The organism is Roseobacter cerasinus, from assembly GCF_009811755.1.
Taxonomy (GTDB): domain Bacteria; phylum Pseudomonadota; class Alphaproteobacteria; order Rhodobacterales; family Rhodobacteraceae; genus Roseobacter; species Roseobacter cerasinus.
Genome location: NZ_BLIV01000003.1, coordinates 119,000 through 140,992 on the forward strand (window position 1 = coordinate 119,000; position 21,993 = coordinate 140,992).

20 protein-coding genes are annotated in these 21,993 nt (G+C 62.5%); 13 read left to right on the forward strand and 7 right to left on the reverse strand.

Annotated elements, in window-relative coordinates; genetic code table 11:
* Positions 1 to 95: 95 nt before the first annotated feature.
* From So717_RS08110 to So717_RS08125, 4 genes are all read right to left on the reverse strand, one after another.
* Entirely contained in the window at positions 96 to 860 is a 765-nt protein-coding gene (locus tag So717_RS08110; protein WP_159975883.1) for an ABC transporter ATP-binding protein, read from the reverse strand.
* A gap of 11 nt (positions 861 to 871) precedes the next feature.
* Positions 872 to 2,068, reverse strand: coding sequence for a branched-chain amino acid ABC transporter permease (locus tag So717_RS08115; RefSeq protein ID WP_159975885.1), 1,197 nt, complete (start codon positions 2,066 to 2,068; stop codon positions 872 to 874).
* A gap of 3 nt (positions 2,069 to 2,071) precedes the next feature.
* The gene (locus So717_RS08120; RefSeq protein ID WP_159975887.1) at positions 2,072 to 3,103 is read right to left on the reverse strand and encodes a branched-chain amino acid ABC transporter permease; all 1,032 of its coding nucleotides are present in this window, start codon (positions 3,101 to 3,103) and stop codon (positions 2,072 to 2,074) included.
* 84 nt (positions 3,104 to 3,187) lie between these two features.
* Complete coding sequence (locus tag So717_RS08125) at positions 3,188 to 4,537, reverse strand: substrate-binding protein (RefSeq protein WP_159975889.1); 1,350 nt, start codon at positions 4,535 to 4,537, stop codon at positions 3,188 to 3,190.
* A 237-nt stretch (positions 4,538 to 4,774) separates the two neighbouring features.
* Between So717_RS08125 and So717_RS08130 the strand changes: the two genes are divergently transcribed.
* The 5 genes from So717_RS08130 to So717_RS08150 all read left to right on the forward strand — a co-directional run bounded on the left by So717_RS08130 (position 4,775) and on the right by So717_RS08150 (position 10,949).
* A complete protein-coding gene (locus So717_RS08130) occupies positions 4,775 to 6,064 on the forward strand; it encodes a short-chain fatty acyl-CoA regulator family protein (RefSeq protein WP_159975891.1) in 1,290 nt (429 codons plus the stop codon).
* 122 nt (positions 6,065 to 6,186) lie between these two features.
* A complete protein-coding gene (locus So717_RS08135; RefSeq protein ID WP_159975893.1) occupies positions 6,187 to 6,570 on the forward strand; it encodes a response regulator transcription factor in 384 nt (127 codons plus the stop codon).
* A 3-nt stretch (positions 6,571 to 6,573) separates the two neighbouring features.
* The gene (locus So717_RS08140) at positions 6,574 to 6,849 is read left to right on the forward strand and encodes a hypothetical protein (protein ID WP_159975895.1); all 276 of its coding nucleotides are present in this window, start codon (positions 6,574 to 6,576) and stop codon (positions 6,847 to 6,849) included.
* Entirely contained in the window at positions 6,849 to 9,542 is a 2,694-nt protein-coding gene (locus So717_RS08145) for an ATP-binding protein (protein ID WP_159975897.1), read from the forward strand. The genes So717_RS08140 and So717_RS08145 overlap by 1 nt, the downstream gene beginning before the upstream one ends.
* Before the next feature lie 126 nt (positions 9,543 to 9,668).
* Positions 9,669 to 10,949 carry a flagellar motor switch protein FliM gene (locus So717_RS08150; RefSeq protein ID WP_159975899.1) on the forward strand — a complete coding sequence of 427 codons (1,281 nt, stop codon included), beginning with the start codon at positions 9,669 to 9,671 and terminating at the stop codon, positions 10,947 to 10,949.
* Positions 10,950 to 11,134: 185 nt separating this feature from the next.
* Here the strand turns inward: So717_RS08150 and So717_RS08155 are convergent, their stop codons facing one another.
* Positions 11,135 to 11,578: a protein tyrosine phosphatase family protein gene (locus tag So717_RS08155; protein ID WP_159975901.1), complete on the reverse strand. Its 444-nt coding sequence runs from the start codon at positions 11,576 to 11,578 to the stop codon at positions 11,135 to 11,137.
* Between the two features lie 71 nt (positions 11,579 to 11,649).
* Positions 11,650 to 11,889, reverse strand: a complete 240-nt coding sequence (locus So717_RS08160) for a hypothetical protein (RefSeq protein ID WP_174239012.1) — start codon at positions 11,887 to 11,889, stop codon at positions 11,650 to 11,652.
* Between the two features lie 130 nt (positions 11,890 to 12,019).
* Here So717_RS08160 and So717_RS08165 point away from each other — a divergent pair, with 130 nt between their 5' ends.
* The 7 genes from So717_RS08165 (at position 12,020) to tig (ending at position 20,947) form a co-directional block, all read left to right on the forward strand.
* Positions 12,020 to 12,304 carry a DUF2312 domain-containing protein gene (locus tag So717_RS08165; RefSeq protein WP_159975903.1) on the forward strand — a complete coding sequence of 95 codons (285 nt, stop codon included), beginning with the start codon at positions 12,020 to 12,022 and terminating at the stop codon, positions 12,302 to 12,304.
* Positions 12,305 to 12,393: 89 nt separating this feature from the next.
* Complete coding sequence (locus So717_RS08170) at positions 12,394 to 15,555, forward strand: ATP-binding protein (protein ID WP_159975906.1); 3,162 nt, start codon at positions 12,394 to 12,396, stop codon at positions 15,553 to 15,555.
* A 148-nt stretch (positions 15,556 to 15,703) separates the two neighbouring features.
* The gene (locus tag So717_RS08175; RefSeq protein WP_159975908.1) at positions 15,704 to 16,717 is read left to right on the forward strand and encodes a LysR family transcriptional regulator; all 1,014 of its coding nucleotides are present in this window, start codon (positions 15,704 to 15,706) and stop codon (positions 16,715 to 16,717) included.
* Between the two features lie 199 nt (positions 16,718 to 16,916).
* On the forward strand, positions 16,917 to 17,444 hold the full coding sequence (locus So717_RS08180; protein WP_159975910.1) for a DnaJ domain-containing protein: 528 nt from the start codon (positions 16,917 to 16,919) through the stop codon (positions 17,442 to 17,444).
* Positions 17,445 to 17,609: 165 nt separating this feature from the next.
* Entirely contained in the window at positions 17,610 to 18,485 is an 876-nt protein-coding gene (locus So717_RS08185; RefSeq protein WP_159975912.1) for a type IV pili methyl-accepting chemotaxis transducer N-terminal domain-containing protein, read from the forward strand.
* A gap of 132 nt (positions 18,486 to 18,617) precedes the next feature.
* On the forward strand, positions 18,618 to 19,478 hold the full coding sequence (locus So717_RS08190) for a type IV pili methyl-accepting chemotaxis transducer N-terminal domain-containing protein (RefSeq protein ID WP_159975914.1): 861 nt from the start codon (positions 18,618 to 18,620) through the stop codon (positions 19,476 to 19,478).
* A 137-nt stretch (positions 19,479 to 19,615) separates the two neighbouring features.
* Entirely contained in the window at positions 19,616 to 20,947 is a 1,332-nt protein-coding gene (gene tig / locus So717_RS08195) for a trigger factor (protein WP_159975917.1), read from the forward strand.
* Positions 20,948 to 21,004: 57 nt separating this feature from the next.
* Here the strand turns inward: tig and So717_RS08200 are convergent, their stop codons facing one another.
* Entirely contained in the window at positions 21,005 to 21,463 is a 459-nt protein-coding gene (locus So717_RS08200) for a transglycosylase SLT domain-containing protein (protein ID WP_159977092.1), read from the reverse strand.
* A 339-nt stretch (positions 21,464 to 21,802) separates the two neighbouring features.
* Here So717_RS08200 and So717_RS22035 point away from each other — a divergent pair, with 339 nt between their 5' ends.
* Entirely contained in the window at positions 21,803 to 21,961 is a 159-nt protein-coding gene (locus So717_RS22035) for a hypothetical protein (RefSeq protein WP_174239013.1), read from the forward strand.
* Positions 21,962 to 21,993: the final 32 nt, after the last annotated feature.

A 21,993-nucleotide genomic window follows, 5' to 3' on the forward strand; every position in this document is an offset into this window, starting at 1 on the left:
GCCGAGGCGGTGGCCCGAAGGCCCACCGTACCTGCCTGCTCTGATGTCTGTGCCAGCAGGTGGGGTGGGCTTTCAGGACACCCCTGGCTGAGCCTCTACGCGGCCTCCTGGGTCTCGCCCAGATAGGCTTCGCGCACTTTCGGGTTGCCCTTGATGTTGTCCGGCGTGTCCTCGACCAGCGGGGTGCCTTGCGCCAGCACGGTGATCCGCTCGGCGAGGCTGAACACCACATGCATGTCGTGCTCGATAATCGCGATGGTGATGTCGCGCTCCTCGCTGATCTGTTTCAGCAGGTCGATGGTGTTGTTCGTGTCGGCCCGCGCCATGCCAGCCGTCGGCTCGTCGAGCAGCAGCAGGCGTGGCTCCTGGCTGAGGCACATGCCGATCTCCAGCCGCCGCTTGTCGCCGCGCGAGAGGGACCCGGCGTGCATCTCACGCTTGTCGGCCATGTTCATGTCTTCCAACATGTGTTCCGCGCGTTCGATCATGTCTTTCTGCGACGGGATCGAGGAGATGGCGTTGAGTTGAAATGCTCCGTCGCGCTTGGCGAAGCAGGGGATCATCATGTTCTCCATCACGCTCAGATCGGCGAAGATTTCCGGTGTCTGGAACACGCGGGAAATGCCCATCTGGTTGATCTCGTAAGGCTTGCGCCCCAGCACCGATTGGCCATCGAACATGACCGACCCGGTGTCGGGGATCAGCTTGCCAACGAGGCAATTGAGCAGCGTCGACTTACCCGCCCCATTGGGCCCGATGATCGCATGCACCGAGTTCTCCTTGACCGAGAGATTCACATCCCCCAGCGCCTGAAGGCCTCCAAAGCGCTTGCCGACGTTTTTGACTTCGAGAATACCCATGTCGTCTCTCCTTACTCCGCCGGGGTCGTCTTGCCATCGGGCTTGTCACCCGCTGGCTTCTTGCGCTTGAAGAGCCGCCCCACACGCTGACCGCCTTCGACGAGGCCGCCCGGCAGGAAGATCACCACCAGCATGAACAGAATGCCCAAGGTCAGGTGCCAGCCCTTGCCGATGAAGGGGTAGACGAGGGTGACCAGCAGGTCTTCGATCCCGTCGGGCATGAAGGCAAACCACTGCTCGAGGATCGACTTGTTGATCTTGGACACGATGTTTTCCATGTATTTGATGAAGCCCGCACCCAGCACCGGGCCGATCAGCGTGCCAGCCCCGCCGAGGATGGTCATCAGCACGACTTCACCGGACGCGGTCCAGAACATCCGCTCCGCGCCCACCTGCGTGTCCATCGCGACCAGCAGACCGCCCGCAAGCCCGGCGTACATGCCCGAGATCACGAAAGCCGCCAGCGTATAGGGTTTGGCGTTCAGACCGGTGTAGTTCAGCCGTTGCTGGTTTGATTTCACCGCCCGCAGCATCATGCCAAAGGGCGAGCGGAAAATGCGGATCGATATGTAGAAGGCGATCAGCATCACAATTGCAGCCAGATAGTAGCCGGCGTTGAAGGTAAAGACCCAGTCGCCCACCGCCATCTCGTAGCTTTGGTTCATTTGCAGACCAAAGAGGTTGGCGCGCGGGGTCTGACCTTCGGCCAAAGCCCCATCGAGGATACGCGGGTCGTTCACTTTCGGTTGCAGCCCGGTTTCACCGCCGGTGATCGGCGTCAGCACCGAATAGGCCAGCGAATAGGACATCTGCGCAAAGGCCAGCGTCAGGATGGAGAAGTAGATGCCGGAGCGGCGCAGGGAGATCCAGCCCACCAGCAGCGAGAAGAGACCGGCCACCAGCACCGAGATGATAATCGCGGGGATCACATTCATCGTCAGCAGCTTCATCATCCAGATCGCCGCATAGGAGCCGACGCCTAGGAAGGCCGCGTGGCCAAAGCTAAGATAGCCGGTGAGGCCAAAGAGGATGTTGAAACCAATGGCGAAGATGCCAAAGATCACCAGTCGCTGCATCAGATCCGGGTAGCCTGCGTTGAACTGCGCCATGGCCGAGCCTTCGGGGAAGGGGTTCAGGATGAAAGGCGCAAAGAGGCAGAGGATGGCCACGATGACCAGAAGGGTGACGTCTCTCTTGTTCAGGCCCATGGCTTAGTCCTCCATCACGCCTTTGCGGCCCATGAGGCCCCGGGGACGTGTCAGCAAGATGATGATGGCGACCAGATAGATGATGATCTGGTTGATGCCCGGCAGGGTCTCCAGCACGACAGCCATAGAGGCGAAGCTCTCAAGCACGCCCAACAGGAAGCCCGCGAGCACGGCGCCCGAGAGCGAGCCCATGCCGCCCACAACGACCACCACGAAGCTGAGCACGAGGAAATCCATGCCCATGTGGTAGTTGGGCGAGTTGATCGGCGTGTACATCACGCCTGCGAGCCCCGCGACCGCGGCGGCGATGCCGAACATGATGGTGAAGCGTTTGTCGATATTGATGCCGAGCAGCCCCACGGTTTCACGATCCGCCATGCCGGCACGTACGACCATGCCGAAGGTGGTGAACTGCAGGAAGGCAAATACCGCGCCGATGATCACAGCGGCAAAGGCGAAATACACAAGACGCCAGTACGGGTAGATGATCGTGTTCGGATCAAAGCCGAGCATCGCGCCGAAATCGAAGGAGCCGGTGAAGGCGGCAGGCGCGGGCGTGGGGATCGGGTTGGCGCCGTAGAAATACTTGATGATTTCCTGCAGCACGATCGCCAGGCCAAAGGTCACGAGGATCTGGTCCGCATGCGGGCGCTTGTAGAAATGCTTGATCAGACCCCGCTCCATCGCAAAGCCGATGGCCACCATGACCGGAATCGCAAAGAGGATCGAAATGGGCACGGCCCAGTCGATGATCACATCGCCCGTGGCCTGCCCAAAGATGTCATAAATGTAGGGGACCTCGACTTTCAGTGGGTTACCGAGAAAGTCTTTCTTGGTCTCGTCGATCACCGTGTGGCTGAAGGTGAGGATGCGGCTGAGCGTGACGGCGCAGAAGGCCCCGATCATGAACAGCGCCCCATGGGCGAAGTTCACCACACCGAGCGTGCCGAAGATCAGCGTCAGACCCAGCGCAATCAGCGCATAGGCAGAGCCTTTATCGAGCCCGTTGAGAATTTGCAGGATGATTGCGTCCATGGTCCCACCTGTCGGAATCGCGTTGGGGCCCGGGGCTCGCCCGGGCGAGACAGGGCGGAGCGTCGGCTCCGCCCTGAGATCAGCTTAGGCGCCGGGGTTGCAGGTGCCCAGGGAGCCGCCCGCGAACTGTGGGTGATCAGGCGCGTAGGTGACCTGCTCGACCGGGGTGACCTCGACGACTTCGAGAAGGTCGAACTCGGATGAGGGGTTCTCTTTCCCTTTCACGACCAGCACATCCTTGAAGCACTGGTGGTCGTCGGCTCGGTAGAGCGTCTTGCCGTTGCCCATGCCGTCGAATTCGAAGCCTTCCAGCGCTTCGACAACCGCGCAGGGGTTGAACGAGCCCGCCCGCTCGACCGCATCCGCATAGAGCAGCGCCTGCACATAGCAGGTGTGCGCGGCCTGGCTGGGTGGGAAGCCGTATTTGGTGCCGAAGGATTTCACGAAGGCCTTGGAGCCTTCGTCCTGCAGCGACCAGTGCCAGTTGGTTGACCCGAAGATACCCTTGACGTTGGCACCAGCCCCCTTTGCCATCAGACGCGAGTAAAGCGGCACGATGATCTGGAAGTCCTTGCCGTTGACCTGCTTGTCGCGCAGACCGAACTGCACTGCGTTGGTCAGCGAGTTGACCATGTTGCCGCCGTAGTGGTTCAGAACCAGCGTATCGGCGCCCGATTGCAGCACCGGCGCGATGTAGGAGGAGAAATCCGTCTGTGTCAGCGGTGTCTTTACCGCATTCACCGTCTCCCAGCCCATGGCTTCGGTGGAGGTCTTCACCGCTTCTTCGGTGGTGTAGCCCCAGTTGTAGTCCGCCGTCAGGTGATAGGCCTTGCGGTCGGTGCCATAGGCGTTGGCCAGCACCGGTGCGAGCGCCGCGCCCGACATGTAGGAGTTGAAGAAGTGCCGGAAGCCATTGGCCCGGCGGTCCTTGCCTGTCGTGTCATTGGAGTGTGTGAGGCCCGCCATGAAGATCACGCCCGCCTCCTGGCAGAGCGCCTGCACGGCCACAGCCACACCGGAGGAGGAGCCGCCGGTGATCATGATCGCACCGTCTTTTTCGATCATCGACTTGGCGCTGGCGCGGGCGGCATCCGATTTGGTCTGCGTGTCGCCCGTGACGTATTCGACCTTCTTGCCGAGAATGCCGTTGCCTTTCAGGGCCTTGGACGTGAACGTGTTCATCATCCCGCCGTCGCCTTCACCGTTCAGGTGCTCGACCGCCAGCTCATAGGCGCGCAGCTCGTCCGCACCCTCGTCCGCGTAAGGCCCGGACTGAGGCACGTTGAAGCCCAGCGTCACGGTGCTGCCCGCGGGCGCGTTCAGAAAGCCCGCATGCCCGTCAGCACGCAGATACGTCGGCAGCGCCAGACCGGCCGCCCCGGCCACGGCACCGGTCTTGATCAGACCGCGACGCGTCAGTTTCGAATTAGACATGAATGTCCTCCCATAAGATACATACGCTTGCCGGATCTTTCCTCCGCGATCCATGTAAGCGGCACGCAAGCGTGCAAAGGAACTATCGCGCAGGCTCTGAAAATTGCGCAACAAGTGCCTTGAAATGCTCACTTATTTTGTAAATAAATCGACAAAAGCGCCTGGGTATTTGTAAATTCAGTGATATTGCGGCGCAGAAACCCGTTGAAAACCCATGATAATGCGGGAGGGCATACGATGGCACGCGAAGGGATGACCGGCAGTCGCATTCGGGAAAGACGCTCGGTTGCGGGCCTGCGGCAGGCCGATCTTGCGCGTATGTTGGGTATATCGGCCTCCTACCTCAACCTGATCGAGCACAATCGCCGCAGAATCGGCGGCAAATTGCTGTTGGATATTGCCCGGGTGCTGGACGTGGAGCCCACGATGCTGACCGAAGGCGCCGAGGCCGCGCTGATGGCCACGCTGCGCGAGGCGGCGACCCAGGCCAATCTGCCCGCCGCGGAAGCCGAGCGCGCGGATGAGCTGGCGGGTCGCTTTCCCGGCTGGGCCGAGGTGCTGGCCGCCAGTCACCGCCGCATCGCCAGCCTGGAGCGCACGGTGGAAACCCTGTCGGATCGGCTGACGCACGATCCACATCTGGCCACCTCGGTGCACGAGCTGCTGACCACGGCTGCCGCGATCCGCTCCACCGCCGCCATTCTGGCCGAAGACCCGGATTTGACGCAGGACTGGCGCGACCGCTTTCACGGCAACCTTGATCAGGACAGCCGCCGCCTGGCCGACAGCTCGCGCGCGCTGGTGCAATATCTCGATGAAGGGCAGGGTGTGGAAGACGCAGGCGCCAGCCCGCAGGACGAGCTGGAGGCGTTCCTGACCGACCATAAATTCGCCTTTGAAACGCTGGAGAGCGGGGCCGATACCCCTGACAGCATTGTAACCAAGGCAACGGCCCTGCGCTCCAATGCGGCGCGGCATATGGCGCGGGGTATTTTGCAGAAAGTGGCCGAAGATGCAGCGCAGGCCCCGCGCGCGGCGGTGCGGCGCGCGGTCAAGGAGCTGGGGCCGGATCCGGTGGCGCTGGCCCGGCGTCTTGGCGTACCGGTGCCGATGGTGCTGCGCCGTCTGGCCAGCTTGCCGGAGCTGAACCTCGGCCTGGTGATCTGTGACCGCGCAGGCAGTTTGCTGTTTCGCAAGCCCGCGGCGGGCTTTGTGATCCCCCGCTTTGGATCGGCCTGCGCGCTCTGGCCGCTCTTTGCGGCCTTGGCGCAGCCGGGGCGTCTGATCCGGACACCCGTGGTGCAGCTGGGGCGCGGGCGTGCCGCCTTCGATTGCGTGGCTGTAGCCGAGACGGTTGGCCAGCCGGATTACAACAGCGCGCCGCTGCTGCAGGCGAGTATGCTGGTGCTGCCTGCCGCCGCAGCTGACAGCGGTGAGGCGCTGGAGGTCGGCGCCTCCTGTGGTGTCTGCCCGCGTGAGCCTTGCCCGGGTCGGCGTGAGCCGTCGATCCTGACCGGCGGGTTGTGACCTCAGGTCATCTGTCTGCAACACTTTGACAGGTCGCTCAAAACCGACGATAGTTTGGTCTCCGCCCCGAGGGAGACGGGCCGATGGTCTGGCGGGGCTGTGCCTTTTGGGAGGAGGCCGCAATGGGAAAGCAAGTGCTTTTGGTGGAAGACGAGATGAACATCGTCGAAGCCATACGGTTTTTGCTCAGCCGCGAGGGTTGGGACGTGGATACACATTCAGATGGGGCCAGCGCGATTGACGTTATTCGGGATCGCAAGCCCGATCTGGTTGTGCTGGATGTGATGTTGCCGGGCAAAAGCGGCTTCGATATTCTGGAAGAGCTGCGCGGCGATGATGCAACGGCGGATCTGCCGGTGCTTATGCTGACCGCGCGCGGGCAAAGCCGCGACCGCGAGATGGCGGAGAAGGCGGGTGTCAGCCGCTTCATGACCAAACCGTTTTCCAACACCGAAGTGCTCACTGCGGTGCGCGATCTGCTTTACGTGCACGGCCAGCGGACCTGAACCATGGCCGAGCCCCGCTCACCGCTCTTTCTGGAACGGGGCAGCTACCGGCAGCGGCGCTGGATGGACGCATTGCGTCTGCTTGTGGTCCTGGGAGTTGTGCTCTGGATGATCCCGCTGCTCTGGCCCTCCGGGTCCGTGACGGGGGAGGGCATCTCCATGTCACGGGCACTGCTTTACATTTTTGGGGTCTGGGTGCTGCTGATCTTGGCGTGCTATGGTCTGGCGCGCCGCTCCCACAGGTTGCCGGAGGGCGACGATGAGGGGGGAGAGGCCTAGTGGCCTCCCTGCATATTCTGGTGGCCGTGTCGCTGGCCTATGTGGCGCTTTTGTTCTGCGTGGCCTTCTTTGCCGAACGGGCAGGTATGCGCGGGCGCGCAGGCTGGCTGCTGCGGTCGCCACTGGTCTATACGCTGTCGCTGTCGATCTACTGCACCGCCTGGACATTTTACGGCGCGGTGGGCTACGCGGCGCGGTCGGGGCTTGAGTATGTGACGATCTATCTGGGCCCCAGCCTCGTCATGATCGGCTGGTGGTGGATCGTGCGGCGGCTGGTCCGGATCGGGCGCACCCATAAGGTCACCTCGATTGCTGACCTGATCTCCTCGCGCTATGGCAAGTCAAACGGGCTTGCGATTGTGGTCACGGTCATGGCTGTGATTGGGGTGACACCCTATATTGCGCTGCAATTCCAATCGGTGATCGCGTCGCTGTCGATCTTTGCCGCGGGCGGGCTGGCGGAGCCGGTTGACGAGGGCGCGGCGCGGGCTGCGGGCTTCTGGATCGCCGCAGGTCTGGCTGTGTTCACGGTGCTCTTTGGGACGCGCAACCTCAATGTGAATGAACGTCAGCACGGCGTGGTCATCGCCGTCGCGGTTGAGGCTGTGGTCAAGCTGATCGCCCTGCTTGCGGTTGGCGCTTTTGTCGTCTGGGGCATCGCCGGAGGTGTGGCTGAGACGCTGGCCCGGATCGATGCCTCGGACCTTGGCACCTGGGAGATGGATGGCAGCCGCTGGGCCGGACTGACCTTCGTGTCGGCGGCGGCCTTCCTCTGCTTGCCACGTGTGTTTCAGGTCATGGTGGTGGAGAATGATGACGAGCGTCATCTGCAGATCGCCAGCTGGGCATTCCCGCTCTACCTGATGTTGATGAGCCTTTTTGTGGTGCCGATTGCGGTGATAGGCCTCGATCTTCTGCCCGCCGGTGCGAACCCGGATTTCTTTGTGCTCAGCCTGCCGCTCAGCCAGGGGCAGGAAGGTCTGGCGATGCTCAGCTTTCTGGGCGGGTTCTCTTCGGCCACCTCGATGGTGATCGTGGCAACGCTGGCGTTGTCCACGATGGTGTCGAACCATGTGGTCATGCCCGTGTTCCTGCATGTGCGTCAGGGCGGGGCGACTCAGTCCGGTGATGTGCGCAATGTGGTGATCATGGCGCGGAGGCTCTCGATCCTGACCATCATCGCGCTTGGCTACATCTATTACCAGATGTCTGGCGGGTCGGGCGCGTTGGCGGCGATTGGTCTGATATCCTTTACGGGCGTGGCTCAATTTCTGCCCGCCATGCTGGGTGGCATCTTCTGGCGTGGCGCCACGCGCGCCGGCGCCTTTGTCGGGCTCGGCGTTGGCTTCACCGTCTGGATCTTCACCATGTTGCTGCCGAGCTTCGGACCCGGTGCGGCGCTCAGCCTTGCGACCTTTGAAACCGGCCTTTGGGGCCTCGTCTGGGTCCGGCCGCAGGCGCTTTTTGGCATTGAGGGGCTCGACCCGACCGTGCATGCGATCTTCTGGAGCCTGTTGTTGAACGTGATCGGTTTTGTGTCGGTGTCCCTGGTGACCTTTCCGCATCCGCTGGAGCGTTTGCAGGGCGCGCAGTTTGTGAATGTCTTTGAGCATTCCGGCCAGACCCGCGGCTGGCAGGCCTCTGTGGCCGAGAGTGAGGATCTGATGATTATGACGCAACGCATCCTCGGGGCGGACGAGGCGCAGCGGCTGTTTCAGACGGCGGCCGACGCGCAGGGGCGCGGCGGTTATCTGCCTGAGCCCACAGCCGTTTTCCTGCAACAGCTGGAACGCGAACTGGCTGGATCCGTTGGTGGTGCCACCGCCCATGCGATGATCAGCCAGATTGTGGGCGGCACCGCCGTCTCGGTGCAGGATCTGCTGGCGGTCGCTGACGAATCCGCCCAGATCCTGGAGTATTCCAACCAGCTTGAGGCCAAATCGCGAGAGCTCAGTCAAACGGCGGCACAGCTGCGCGACGCCAATAACAAGCTGATGCAGCTGAGCGATCAGAAAGACGCCTTCCTCAGCCAGATCAGCCACGAGCTGCGCACGCCGATGACCTCGATTCGCGCCTTTTCGGAGATTTTGCGCGATACCGACGGGCTTGGCCCCATGGAGAAGTCGAAATACGCTAATATCATCCATGTGGAGGCCATTCGGCTGACGCGGCTGCTCGATGATCTGCTGGATCTGAGCGTGCTGGAGAACGGGCAGGTGACCTTGAACCAGCAATCCGGGCGGCTGGTGGATCTGCTTGATCATGCGGTCGCCACGGCAGAGGCGAGCGAGGCGCGCCCGATCACCTTCCGGCGCAGGCGGCTGGATGAGACGGTGACCCTGCACACCGATCTGGATCGGCTCAGTCAGGTCTTCATCAATCTGATCACCAATGCCCAGAAATACTGCGCGGCGCAGGTGCCGGAGCTGCGCATCGTGGTCAGTCAGACCGCCGAGGCGGTTCTGGTGGATTTCATGGACAATGGCAGCGGTATTCCGGCGGAGGCCCGCGATGTCATGTTCGAGAAGTTCAATCGCATCGGGGCAGAGGACGGTGCGGGCGCGGGGCTGGGTCTGGCCATTTGTCGCGAAATCATGTCCCGGCTGGGCGGCGATGTGCGCTATCTCGATGGCACAGGCGGCACGGCGTTCCGGGTGACACTGCCCCATGCACAGGCCTTGGCCGCGCAGTAGAAATTCCGCAGAAAAACGCTCTGCCTTTTGACAGATAAAGGCAATGGTAACCATTGGCCTTTATCTCCGCTTACGAAGGACCGGCTGCTGTGGGCGAGCCGCCGAATATCTTGACAAGGGCCATCGATGTCAGTTTTGCAGCGCAAGGCGCAGGCAGGTAAGCAGGAACATCAGGCACGGGCGATGACCGTGCCCAAGGCCCTGCGTGTGAGCCTGGCCAAGATCGCGGATGATGTTTTTGACATGGCGCTGGTGGTGATAGGCCTCACGCAGGAGAAATGTGAGGCAGACGCGCTCTCCGACAAGCTCGATGATGCCGCGCTTATGATGGTTCTTGACGGTCCGGGCAGCTGCGCTGGGGGCGCCATGATCGGGCCGGAGCTGGTCTCGGCCATGGTGCAGCAGCAGACCACCGGCAAGATATCCGCCACACCACCTGAGCCGCGGCCGCTGACCTCGACGGATGCCTCGCTTTGCGCGCCGCTGGTCGACCTTCTGTTTCAACGCGCGAATGGGCTGCTGGAGAGCCATGAGGACCGTCTGGCCTTCCCGGTGCACCGCTTTGGTGCCCGGGTGGAAAGCGCGCGGCTGTTCAACCTGGCGCTTGATGCAACCGAATACCGCCTGTTCAAGCTGACTTTGGATGTCGCGGGCGGCGTCTTCCAGTCGAACCTGACGCTGTTCCTTCCGGTCCAGGATGCCTCCGCCGTCGTGGCGCAGGTGGAGGCTGGGCCGGGGACGGGGCCGGTGGCTCCGGTGACTTTTGAAAAGACTGTGATGGAGATCAACGCGGATCTCACGGCGGTGCTTGGCCGCGTCCGCATGACGCTCTCCAAACTGGAGAAATTGCAGCCGGGAGACGAGCTTGTCCTGCGGCCTGACGCATTCGAGACAGTGGAGATCAAGACCATCGACGGCCGCACCATCAGTCGCGGCGCGATGGGGCAGGTCGACGGCCAGCGCGCGGTGCAGTTGGACAGCATCGCGGGGCATGGCACGCGGTCGAAGCCGCAGCCGCAATCCGGCCACGCGCCCGGTGCCGATCTGCCGGATGTGGAATTTGCCGACGCGCCCGAACCGCTTGGCGCCCTGCCATCTCCAGATCAAATGATGGACAGCCCGGCCTTCGCTGATGATCTTCCAGACCTGCCTGACCTTCCCGCTATGGACGATCTGCCTGATTTACCGGATCTCGATGTCGCTGATGTCGCTGATGTCGCTGATGTCGCTGATGTCGCTGATGTCGCTGATGTCGCTGTTGCTGATGATGGCGAGTTGCCGGACCTTCCCGACCTTCCTGATCTGCCCGACCTTGATGATCTGCCTGACCTTCCGGATTTGCCCGAGGGTGATGGCGATGACGCCCTGCCCGAGATACCCGGCTTGGCTGATTTGAATACTGCATGATGTTTGGATCAGCCTGCTGGCAAGGGAGTTTGGACCCAAACCCTATGTGCGGATCACAGGTTTGAACGTTCGCGGCGTCGCGAGGAGTGGTCAAAACCAAATCTGATGTAGACAGAGATGCCGTCAGATCGGTTTCACCAGGGTGCCTGCGCCGCGCAGTGGCCTAAGATCTGAGCACCTCGGAGTCAGCCGTTGCCGTCGCGCGCCATTGCGGCCACCGCCATCAAGGTCGGCTGCAGATTTCGCAGATCATAGCCGCCGGTTCGCGCGGCCTCGATAACCCGCTCCACGGGCATGTCCTGTGCGGCTGCAAGCGCCCATGCAATTGTCGACCGGGTGCCCGAGGCACAATAGGCCAGCACCGGCCCATTGCACGTGTCGATCAACTGGCGGTTCGCGGCAATCACATCGGGTGTCATGGTCTGATGGGTCAGCGGTTGCACGACGAACTCAAGCCCTGCGGCCTCGGCGGCGGCCTGCATATGCGCACAATGGTGGCTGGGGGGCACCTCGGCATCCGGACGGTTGCACAGGATCCGCTTGATCCCTGCGGCTGCGATGTCCGGCATGTCCTCGGGGCTGATCTGTGGCGCGGCAAAGAAAGTCGATGTGATTTGGCGCATATCCATAGGCAAGCTCTAGGCAAAGCGGGGCCAGCTGTCCAGACGGATCGGTTCTAGCATCGGGCGCTGCGTCGCAGTCAGCGCAGGAAAATACCGAGAATGACCAGCATCAATCCGATCACGGACAAAAAAAGCGCCCCGAGGTTCATCGGCAGGGCTTTGCGCAAATGATTGCGCATGTCGTCATCCGACAGTTTGGCCTTGCGGGCCCGCGCCACGTAGATGATGCACCAGATAAGCCCGAAAAGCCCGATCAGGGACAGCCCTGCGCCACCCCAGACCAGCAAATCGAACACGGATGTCGTTGTGGGTTCCATAGGCTGCAGCTACCCAATCGCGCGCCCAAGCGCAAGCGGCTGGCCGCTGATGGGAAAGCGACTTGCAGGTCGGGCGCGACGGGGCTAGGCACACGGCGATCTAGACCACACCAGCCGCCAGGAGAGCTTCATGAGCAACAGCACACCCGATCCAGCCGCCCCGGACGCCGTGGGCGATGCCACCTATCGCGTCACCGCCAATGAGCTGCGCCAGTTTGTCGAGCGGATCGAGCGGCTGGATGCGGAAAAGAAAGATCTGGCAGAGCAGCAGAAAGAGGTGATGGCCGAGGCCAAGGCGCGCGGCTATGACACCAAGGTCATGCGCAAGGTGATTGCGCTGCGCAAACGTGATGCTGACGACATTGCCGAGGAAGAAGCGGTGCTCGACATGTATAAACAGGCGCTTGGCATGTAAGCGCCGCCCTGTCTCTGGCGGTATCAGCGGATCCCGGGCTGCTGGGCCGCATATCGGACAGAGGCTTTTATCAGCGGGCTGGCGGGGGTATGCTCGCGCGGCCCATGATTTTCCGGTTTCACACATTTCTATTGGACATCGAGCGTCGCGAATTGCGCGACGCTCAGCAGCATGTGGCCTTGGGCCCCAAGGCGTTCGACGTGCTGTGCTTTCTGCTTGAGCATCGCGATCGGCTGGTCACCAAGGCTGAGCTGCTCGATACGTTCTGGTCCGCACAGGTGTCCGAAGCGGCGCTGCAAAAGACCATCAGCCTTATTCGCAAGGCCCTGGCGCGGGGCGGAGATCGCCCCGATATTCTCAGGACACACCACGGGCTTGGGTTTCGGTTTGTTGCGGAGGTCACGCCAGAGCAGCCGACCGGGCCGGATGCGCCGCCCCACGCGGAGCAGACAGCAGTCCTGCGTGAACAGCGCATGATCACCGCGCTGTCTGTACGATATCACAGCGGTGATGTGGGGTGGACAGCACAGACAGAGGCCGCGGCCAAATCGGTCATCGCGGCTGCACAGGATATCGTCGCCCGTTTCGATGGCCGTCTTCTACGCATGGGCACGGATGGGTTTTCGGTGTCGTTTGGCCTTGATGTGATCTGCGAGGATGGTCCGCGCCGGGCCGCGCATTGCGCGTTGGAACTGCGCGCCGCCGGAGACAATGCAGCTTTGCCGTTGGGTGTCGGCATCGACACCGGTCCGGCGCCGTCCGGCGAGGCGCAGGACGCCACGCCGTGGCAGACCCCCGGCGCGGTAGAGCGGCAGGCCGCCGCGCTCGCCGGACGGGCCAATACAGGAGAGATCCTTCTGAGCACCGCGGCCCGGGATCAGCTGCGCGACGAGGCGCAGACCAGCCGGAGTGGGGGTGCGCATTGTCTCCTTAATCTCAATAGCATGCAGTCTGGCGTGCCCGCGCGACCGCAACGCGATGCGGCTGGCTTTGTCGGGCGCGAGGCGGAGATGGCCTTTCTCAACGCAAGCCATGCGCGCGCGTTAAGGGGGAGCGGGCAGGCTGTGGTGCTGTCGGGCCCTGCGGGGATCGGCAAATCGCGCCTGCTGGCGGAGTTCCTGTTACAGGTTGGAGATGCGCCGGGCTGGTCGCTCACCCTGCAATGTCTGCCTGCGCGTCGGAATACGCCGGGCGCCCTGATTGGGGATCTGTGCCGCGCGCTCTTTGCCGTGGCCCCCGATGGCATTCTGCGAGACGAGATCGACGCAGCCCTGCTGCGCGACCTCAGAGATCACGATCCCAGCGCGGAGGCGGTACTCAAAACGCTGTCCGATCATCAACGTCGCCAGCGCGGCTTTGCCCTCCTGAACCGCATGCTCGCGGCGCGTTGTGAGGCGCAACCGCTGCTGCTTGCGGTGGAGGATACACATTGGATCGACGCCACCTCGCAGGCCTGTCTCGACGCCATCCTGCAGGATCTGGGCGACAAACGCCTGCTGGTGGTCATGACCACCCGCCCCACCGAGATGCCGACCCTCGCCGAAGGTGTGTTGCATCTGCCGCCGCTGGGCACCGCTGACAGCCTCGCGCTTTTGCGGCGGACCGTGGGTGCCGCGGTTCTGGACGAAAGCGGCGCAGATCACCTTGTGGGCCGGGCCGGTGGCAACCCGTTCTTCATCGAAGAGCTGGCACTGGCCGCGCAATCTGGCGGAAACCCGGCGACCGACCTGCCGGATACGGTACAGGCGGTCATTTCTGTCCGGCTCGGCACGCTGGAGCCGCGCTCGCGTGCAGTGGCTTTTGCTGTCGCGGTGGTTGGACCGGGGGCCTCTCAGGTTCTGATCGAGGCCATCACCGGCTGCGCGCCCGATGCTGTTGCGGCGCTGTTGGAAGGGCTGCTGCGGGCGGGCGTGCTGCGCGGTGAGGGCGAGGGATACGGGTTTCGGCACATGCTGATCCAGGATGCCGCCTATGCCATGATCTTGCCGGAGGAACGGGCGGGACTGCACCGCAAGATTGCCCAACTGTTGCAGGACGACGGCCTGCTGCTGGACGCGCGCCCTGAAACCCTGGCCTGGCACCACCAGCAGGGCGGCCAGCCAGACCAGGCGCTGACACATTGGACACGGGCCAGCCGCGACGCCTTGCGCCGCTCCGCTCGCGCTGAGGCTATTGCCTTTGCGCGCAACGGTCTGGCCCTGATTGACGCCGACACACCGCAGGCCGGGCAACGCGAGCTTGAGCTGCAGCTCTGCTTGGCGCCAGCTCTGGCGGCTTTGCGCGGGTATGCGGCGTCGGACGTTGGGGCGGCCTACAGGCGGGCACGTGTGCTCAACGCTGACATCGGCGATCTGAAGTCGGACATTCGCAGCCTCGTCGGCCTCTGGATCTACAGCTGGGTGCGCGGTGAGCTGGATGAGGCACTGCGCTTTGCACGCAAGCTGAACGCCATTGCGGCGCGGCTCGACGATCCGGCGCTGACCGTGCAGGCCGAGGCGAGCCTGGGCCAGGTGCTTTTGCATCAGGGGAAGACGGAACTGGCGCAAAAGCATCTGGCGGCAGGGCTTGCCTGTGTGGAAAACGCGCCCCCGACCACGCTGCCCGCGCAGAATTCAGCCGTTGCCTGCGCGTCTTACGCAGCCTGGGCGGCCAGCCTGATGGGGCGCACCGAGGAAGCGCTTGCGCATATCGAGACCTCCGAGCGGCTGAGCCAGCAGTTCGACAACCCCTTTGCTCGGGCCATCCACTTCGCATTGTGCTCGGAGCCTCATATGTTTCTTGGGGATGCGGCCGGTTGTCTGCGCTTGGCCGACCGCGCTGTTGATATCAGCCGCGAGCATGACTTTGCTTTCTGGCTGGGAACAGGGTTGGTCATGCGCGGCTGGGCACTCGGACGGGCCGGAGCTTCCGAGGCTGCCGAAGCAGCCTTCGACGAAGGGATCACTGTCTTTGAGGCCACGGGCGCGGGTGTGCAGCTGGCCAACTGGTACGGTTTGCGGGCAGAAGCGCATCTGTCCGCAGGCGAGGTCGAGGCCGGGATATCCGCGGCGACCCATGCGCTGACCTGTGCAGAGGCTGCGGGGGATCTCTTCTTCACCCCTCGAATTCACGCCACTTTGGCTGCGCTTCACGCAGGGGGTGGGGCAGTCGAGACAGCGCAGAAACATCGCCAGATGGGTCAGGCTCTGGTGCGCGACTTCTGCATCAGTGAACGCTTTTTGTCTGTCGGACGGGTGCCTGCAGCAGTCTGACGGCCTGGCATGTCAGTCTTTTGTCAGAACTCGGTCAGGATTTGCCGCACCACCTGTGACATGCTCTGACGACTGATCGGCCCCCGGGGCAGATCAGCTTATTTCAGTATGTATCTGGGGTTTGCGCGCAGGCCGCTGAAGTTTTGTTATGTCTTTGGCCCAATCCGAGGTGGGTGGGTCAGCCAGACTGCGCGGCGCCGCAAATCGCGAAGAGGGACAGGAAGGGCGTCAGATCGTGAACTTGAACTGGGATGATCTGCGGGTTCTGCTGGCCATTGTCCGCTCCGGGTCTTTGACCCGTGCCGCGACGCAGCTTGGCATTGATCAGTCCACCGCCGGGCGCCGCCTCTCGGCGCTGGAAGCGGCCCTGGGCACCACGCTTTTTCTGCGCTCGAAGGTCGGCATTCTGCCCACCGAAGTCGGCGAAAAGCTCATCGTGCACGCGATGGAGATTGAACGGCGCGCCGATACCATTGCCGAGGTCGCCGCCGCCCCAGAGAGCGGACCGGTGGGGCAACTGCAGATCAAGGGTGAGCACTGGGTTCTGGAACAGCTGGCCATGCGCTTTCTGCCGCCCTTTACCCGGGCGCATCCGCAGATGTCGCTGCGGCTGTCGTCCGGCCCGCCGATGTCCTCCGCCTGGACGGCGGCCACAATTTCGCTGTGGTTTGAGGACCCGCCCCAGATGGGTGAATTTGCGATCAAACTGGCCGAGGTGCCCTTTGCGGTCTATGCGCCGCGCGGGCTTAATCACGACGATCTCCCCTGGCTGTCGATGATGGATGAGAGCAGCACCCGGCGCGCCCCAGCCAAATTCCTCGAAAAGATGCGCAAGCCGGAGGAGACGTTGCAAGTCACCGCCAATGATGCCCGGCTTGTGCGCTCTGCCATTGCCGGGGGGCTGGGCAAGGGGTTGCTGCCGGTGTGCCTTGCCGCGCAGGACCCGCAGCTGCAGCGGATCGATGCGCCGGACTATCAGCTCACCCGGGTGCTGCATCTGCACGCGCACCCCGACACGGTACAGACCTTGCGCGTTCAAACCGCTATCCGGTGGCTGCGGGAGCGCGCGGCGGATGTCTTTTGTCATGACGCATCGCAGGACAGTTGCGGCATGGTCGCACCCCTCGATGCTCCGGGCCGTCCGAGAAAACGCTGCGCATAATCTCATGATGCGCGGGTCTTGTCGCCATGGTCAGGCACCATTTGGCGACCCCGCTCGCATGCGCAGGGATCACGGCAGATCAACCTCTACGCAACCTCCGCCCGGGTTAACCATCTACAAGTAAATACGTATTCGTATAAAATTTTCGGCAGTATAAGGAGAAAAGTTTAACGATTATCTCGGATCACGGAGCGACAACATGGCAGCAACACCGGAACATGCGGCACGCGTCCTCGGCCTTGATGATCATGCAACCTTGGAAGATGTGCGCCGGGTGCGGCGGGCCTTAGCGCGCAAGTATCATCCGGATCATGCGGCGGATCGGGCCAGTGCCTCCCGTCACATGGCGCGGATCAACGCAGCGGTTGACACGCTGGTGGCGCATCTCAAAGAGCAGGCGGCAAAGCCAAAGCAAGCCGCGCAGGACGACAAGTTTGCCGCAAAGAGAAAGGCCGCAAGCGAGACCTTCCGAGCGGCGGCAGAAAAAGCCGCACAGCAAGCCCGCGAGCAGACACAACAGCGTGCCAGGGCGTCTTCGCAGCGCCGCGAGAGCACCCGTCAGACGGCACACCGGCACACAGCCACAGCGCGAACCCTGTCCTCGGATGAGCGCGCCCTGGCGCAGGCGGCAGCGAGCTCCTATCGCTCTGTTCTGGACCGTATTGGCAAGATGGCCGTGCGTCCGAGTGTCGACACCAGGGTTATGTGCTTTTCGCGCACGGCCTGACGGGGTTTGCCTGCGCCGGACATCAGACGCAGGTGCACGCCTGGCAGGGCTGTTGCACCGATCTGAGCCGGTCTTCTGTCTCAGATAGATTGGCGTGTTTTCGCGCCGCGCAACCTCAACTTAACCTTCGGGTGATAAGCGCCTTCTGCGACAAAGAGGTAGGCGATGCGCAGGTTCATCCGGTTTACGGCAGCGATTGCGGCCGCGCTGGCCACAATTGGCAGCGCGTTTGCTGCTGCTGATCTGCAGCAGCAACATGCGGATGCCCTCGCGCGGATCAAGACAGCGGCGCAGCAGCGCACCCTGGCGCAGACCATGGCAAAATCCACCTGCTATCTGATGGCGGGGGTTTCTCCGCAGATGCAGGCGGAGCAGGCGTTCATGGCGTCGATGATGTTCGATGACAATGCCTCGGCTCTGCTTTCTGGCGGGGCGGAAGGTATCACGCTCCCCGAGAGTGACGCGTCGACGCTGGCCGCACTGGCGCGCATCAGCGAGGTTTGGGCGGTCTTCGCGCCCGCCTCCCGGCAGGTGATGTCCGGCGATTTCCACGCCGTGCCCGTGCAGCAGCTCATCTCGCTGGATCCGGTTGTGACTGGCCATCTGGAGGACGTGCTGCTGCTTTTGGATGGTGTCTATCGGCAGCGGCTTGTGACCCGTCAGGAGATGGTCAACACCGTGATCCACGCGGCAGGTCAAAGCATGCTGGCCCGCAAGGCGATGAAGGAGCTCTGCTATATCACCATCGACTTGATGCGCGCCCGTATGCAACAGGATCTGCGAACAACCATTGACCAGTTCGACCGCGTGCTTGCAGCCATGGAGACTGGTGATTTCGACCTTGGGATCGCTGATCCGCCAAACCTCGCAGCGATCAAGCAGGTGATGGAGATCAAGACGCTGTGGGCCGAATTGCGCCCGGTGCTGGAGCGTGGTCTGCTGCCCGAGCCGCCTGATCGCGAGATCCTGGCGCAGGCTGCGGAACTGGGCGACAGCATTGTTGCGCTGACCGATGGGATGCTTGCGCTCTACCTGGAGTGATCGATTCCGTGTAACAGGATCGGTGCTGGCGGCTGCGACCGGTAACAAAATCTTCATACTTGAGGGGATACTTGGGCCAGACGGGGGCGTTGGAGTGAATATATGCAGGAAATGCTACTTAAAAATGGCAACATGAGCGTCCTGGCCACCGCATTTGCCATGTCTTTTCTGGTTTGGCCGACCCCGGGGCACTCCGGACAGATTACTGCGGAGAGCAATGCGCGGGACCGGATGAACCTCGCTGGCCGCGAACGGATGCTGACGCAACAGCTCACAAGAAACGCCTGTTTCGTGATGGCTGGTGTTGCGCCTGACCGCTTTGCGCAGCGCACGCAGGAAAATGTTGAGGACTTCAACCGGGTTTTGGTCGGGCTGCGGGATGGCGATGCCGAGCTTGGCCTTCTGCCTGAGACGGATCCGGGGGTGCTGGCGGCGCTCGATGATATCGAAGCGCTTTGGGAGCAGTTTCGACCCGCGGCACAGCAGATCTCCGCCGGGGACTTCCACACCATTCCAATGGAGCAGCTTGTCTCGCTGAATATGGCCACGTTGAAACAGATGCACGAGACCGTGATGGCCATGGCCGATATTTACACCAATGACAACATGTCGCCGGACCTGCTGAAAACGGTGGCGGTCGCCGGACGGCAGCGGATGCTGAGCCAGAAGGTTTCCAAGGAGGTGTGCTTCAAGATCATTGGCCTGGATGGGCTGGGCGCGTCGGACCTGGTGGAGGCGACAATCCAGGACTTTGATGATGCCATGGCCCGGCTGATGACCGGATCGGAAGCGGACGGGATCCTGCCGCCGCCCAATGAGGCGACGCTGGCGCAGTTGCAGGTGACCAACGCGACATGGCAAGAGTTCAAGCAGCTTGTCGCTGATATCCAGGGTGAGGCAGAGGTGCCAGCGGAGACCAAGATCCGGTTGTCCAATCTGAGCGATCAGGTGCTCAAGGAAATGAACGCCGCCGTACAGCTCTATGTCCAGTAATCTGCGAGGCGCAGCCCTGTTGTGACGGCGTGTCGCTTTGCGCATCACGCCTCTTGCACCTTTCCGTCTGGGCACATAGAACGGCGCAAATTTGTTGCCCGCGCCTGCCTGGCGCGCCTTAATTCTATGGAGCACACATGCAGGTTACCGAGACGCTGAACGAAGGTCTGAAACGCGGCTATGCCATCACCGTCACGGCGGCGGAGCTGGAGGCCAAGGTCAACGAAAAGCTGGCCGAAGCACAGCCCGAGGTAGAGATGAAGGGCTTTCGCAAGGGCAAAGTGCCGATGGCACTGCTGAAAAAGCAGTTTGGCCAGCGCGTCATGGGCGAGGCAATGCAGGAGAGCATTGATGGCGCGATGTCCGAGCATTTTGAAAGCTCCGGCGACCGCCCCGCGCTTCAGCCCGAGGTCAAGATGACCAATGAGGACTGGAAAGAGGGCGACGACGTCGAAGTGTCGATGTCCTACGAGGCGCTGCCCGAGATCCCGGAGGTCGACTACGGCAAGATCAAACTCGAAAAGCTGGTGGTGAAGGCCGAGGACGCGGCGGTGGACGAGGCGCTCGGAAATCTGGCTGAGACCGCGCAGGACTTCAAGGCGCGCAAGAAAGGCTCCAAGGCCAAGGACGGCGACCAGGTTGTGATGGATTTCATTGGCAAGGTCGATGGTGAGGCGTTTGAGGGTGGCTCAGCCGAGGACTACCCGCTGGTGCTGGGCTCCAACTCCTTCATCCCCGGTTTCGAAGAGCAGCTGGTTGGTGTGAAGGCCGGTGAAGAGAAAGCCGTGACCGTAACCTTCCCCGAGGACTATCAGGCCGAGAACCTCAAGGGCAAAGAGGCGGTCTTTGACTGCACCATCAAAGAAGTGAAACAGCCGGTTGCGGCCGAGATCGACGACGAGCTGGCCAAGAAGTTTGGTGCGGAGGATCTGGCGGCCCTGAAGGGACAGATTTCCGAGCGTTTGGAGGCGGAATACGCCGGTGCCGCCCGCGCGGTCATGAAGCGTGGGTTGCTGGATGAACTGGACGGTCTGGTTGATTTCGACCTGCCGCCCTCGCTGGTGGAGGCGGAGGCCAAGCAGATCGCGCATCAGCTCTGGCACGAGGAGAACCCGGATGTGGAAGGCCACGACCACCCGGAGATCGAAGCCACGGACGAGCACAACAAGCTGGCCACGCGCCGTGTGCGTCTGGGCCTGCTGCTGGCCGAGATTGGTCAGAAGGCTGAGGTTGAAGTGACGGACGCAGAGATGACCCAAGCGATCATGGCACAGGCGCGTCAGTACCCGGGCCAGGAGCGTCAGTTCTTTGAGTTTGTGCAGCAAAACCAGCAGATGCAACAGCAGATGCGCGCACCGATCTTTGAAGACAAGGTTGTGGACCACGTCTTTGAGCAGGCGACTGTGAGCGAGAAAGAGGTCTCAAAGGACGATCTGCAAAAGGCGGTTGAGGCGCTCGAAGACGAGTAAGCCGACCAGGCAGATACAAAAAAGGGCCGCGCAGGAGACTGCCGCGGCCCTTTTTGGTCAGCCCGGGCGCAGGCCGGTTTCCACCAGCATGCCGCGCCGCTTGGCCTCGTAGTAGTAGCCGCGCGCGTACCACATGATGGCGGTGTCGTGATCGCCATCCGACAACAGCCAGGCACCGCGCAGGTACTTCAGCGCGTACTTCAGATTGGTCTCGGCATCGAGCAGGTCCTCGGGCTGGCCGCGAAAGCCCATGGTGCGGGCGGTCTGAGGCAGGATCTGCAGCAGCCCGTAGTAAGGGCCGTTGCGCGCCCAGGGCCGGTGCGTGCTTTCGCGGATCGCCAGCTTGTGCACCAGCGGGCGCGGCAACTCGTAGAGATCCGCATATTGGTTGATCAACCGCCGCAGCTCGGGCGTCTCATTGGGATAGAGCGGTGGGTTGAGGTCGGCAGGCTCGGACGCCCCGCAGGCGGCGAGCGGTGCGGCGCAGAGCAAAAAGAAATGGCGGCGGTTCAGCATATGGGGGCGGTCCTTGTCAGTCAGTGACGGGATATCGGCCATCGTCGCGTGGACCGCAAGAGGGGGCCGAGGCGCAGGGCGGCGGATTGCTGATCATCCACGCATCCGAGGGCCAATCCGGCCTCTACAAGGATGTCACCTGCGCCGAATACGCGGTGCGGCGCGCAGGGTTGGGGGTGATACCGCCTGATATTTGCAGAGTGAACGTGGCTCGGCGACGGGGCATCTGCCTCTGTGGCCAGCGTGACGTGACGTCGCCTTTGGTCTGTTGATGTGGGTCAAGTCCTGCGAGGAACAGGCTGTTTAGGTAGGGGCATCACAGTCAGGAAAGAGGCCATGATGAAGACACTGAGACACATGATGCTTGCGTTTGGGGTGGTTGCGCTGGCCGCCTGCACGCAGCCCGAGACCTATCCGGTCAGTGGCGAGACCTGCGGGCCCGAAGATCCGGTGTTGCAACTGGATGCAGCTGATTGCCGGATGCCCGGAATGACGTAACGCCGGGCGTGCGCCCAAGAAAAAAGGCCGGT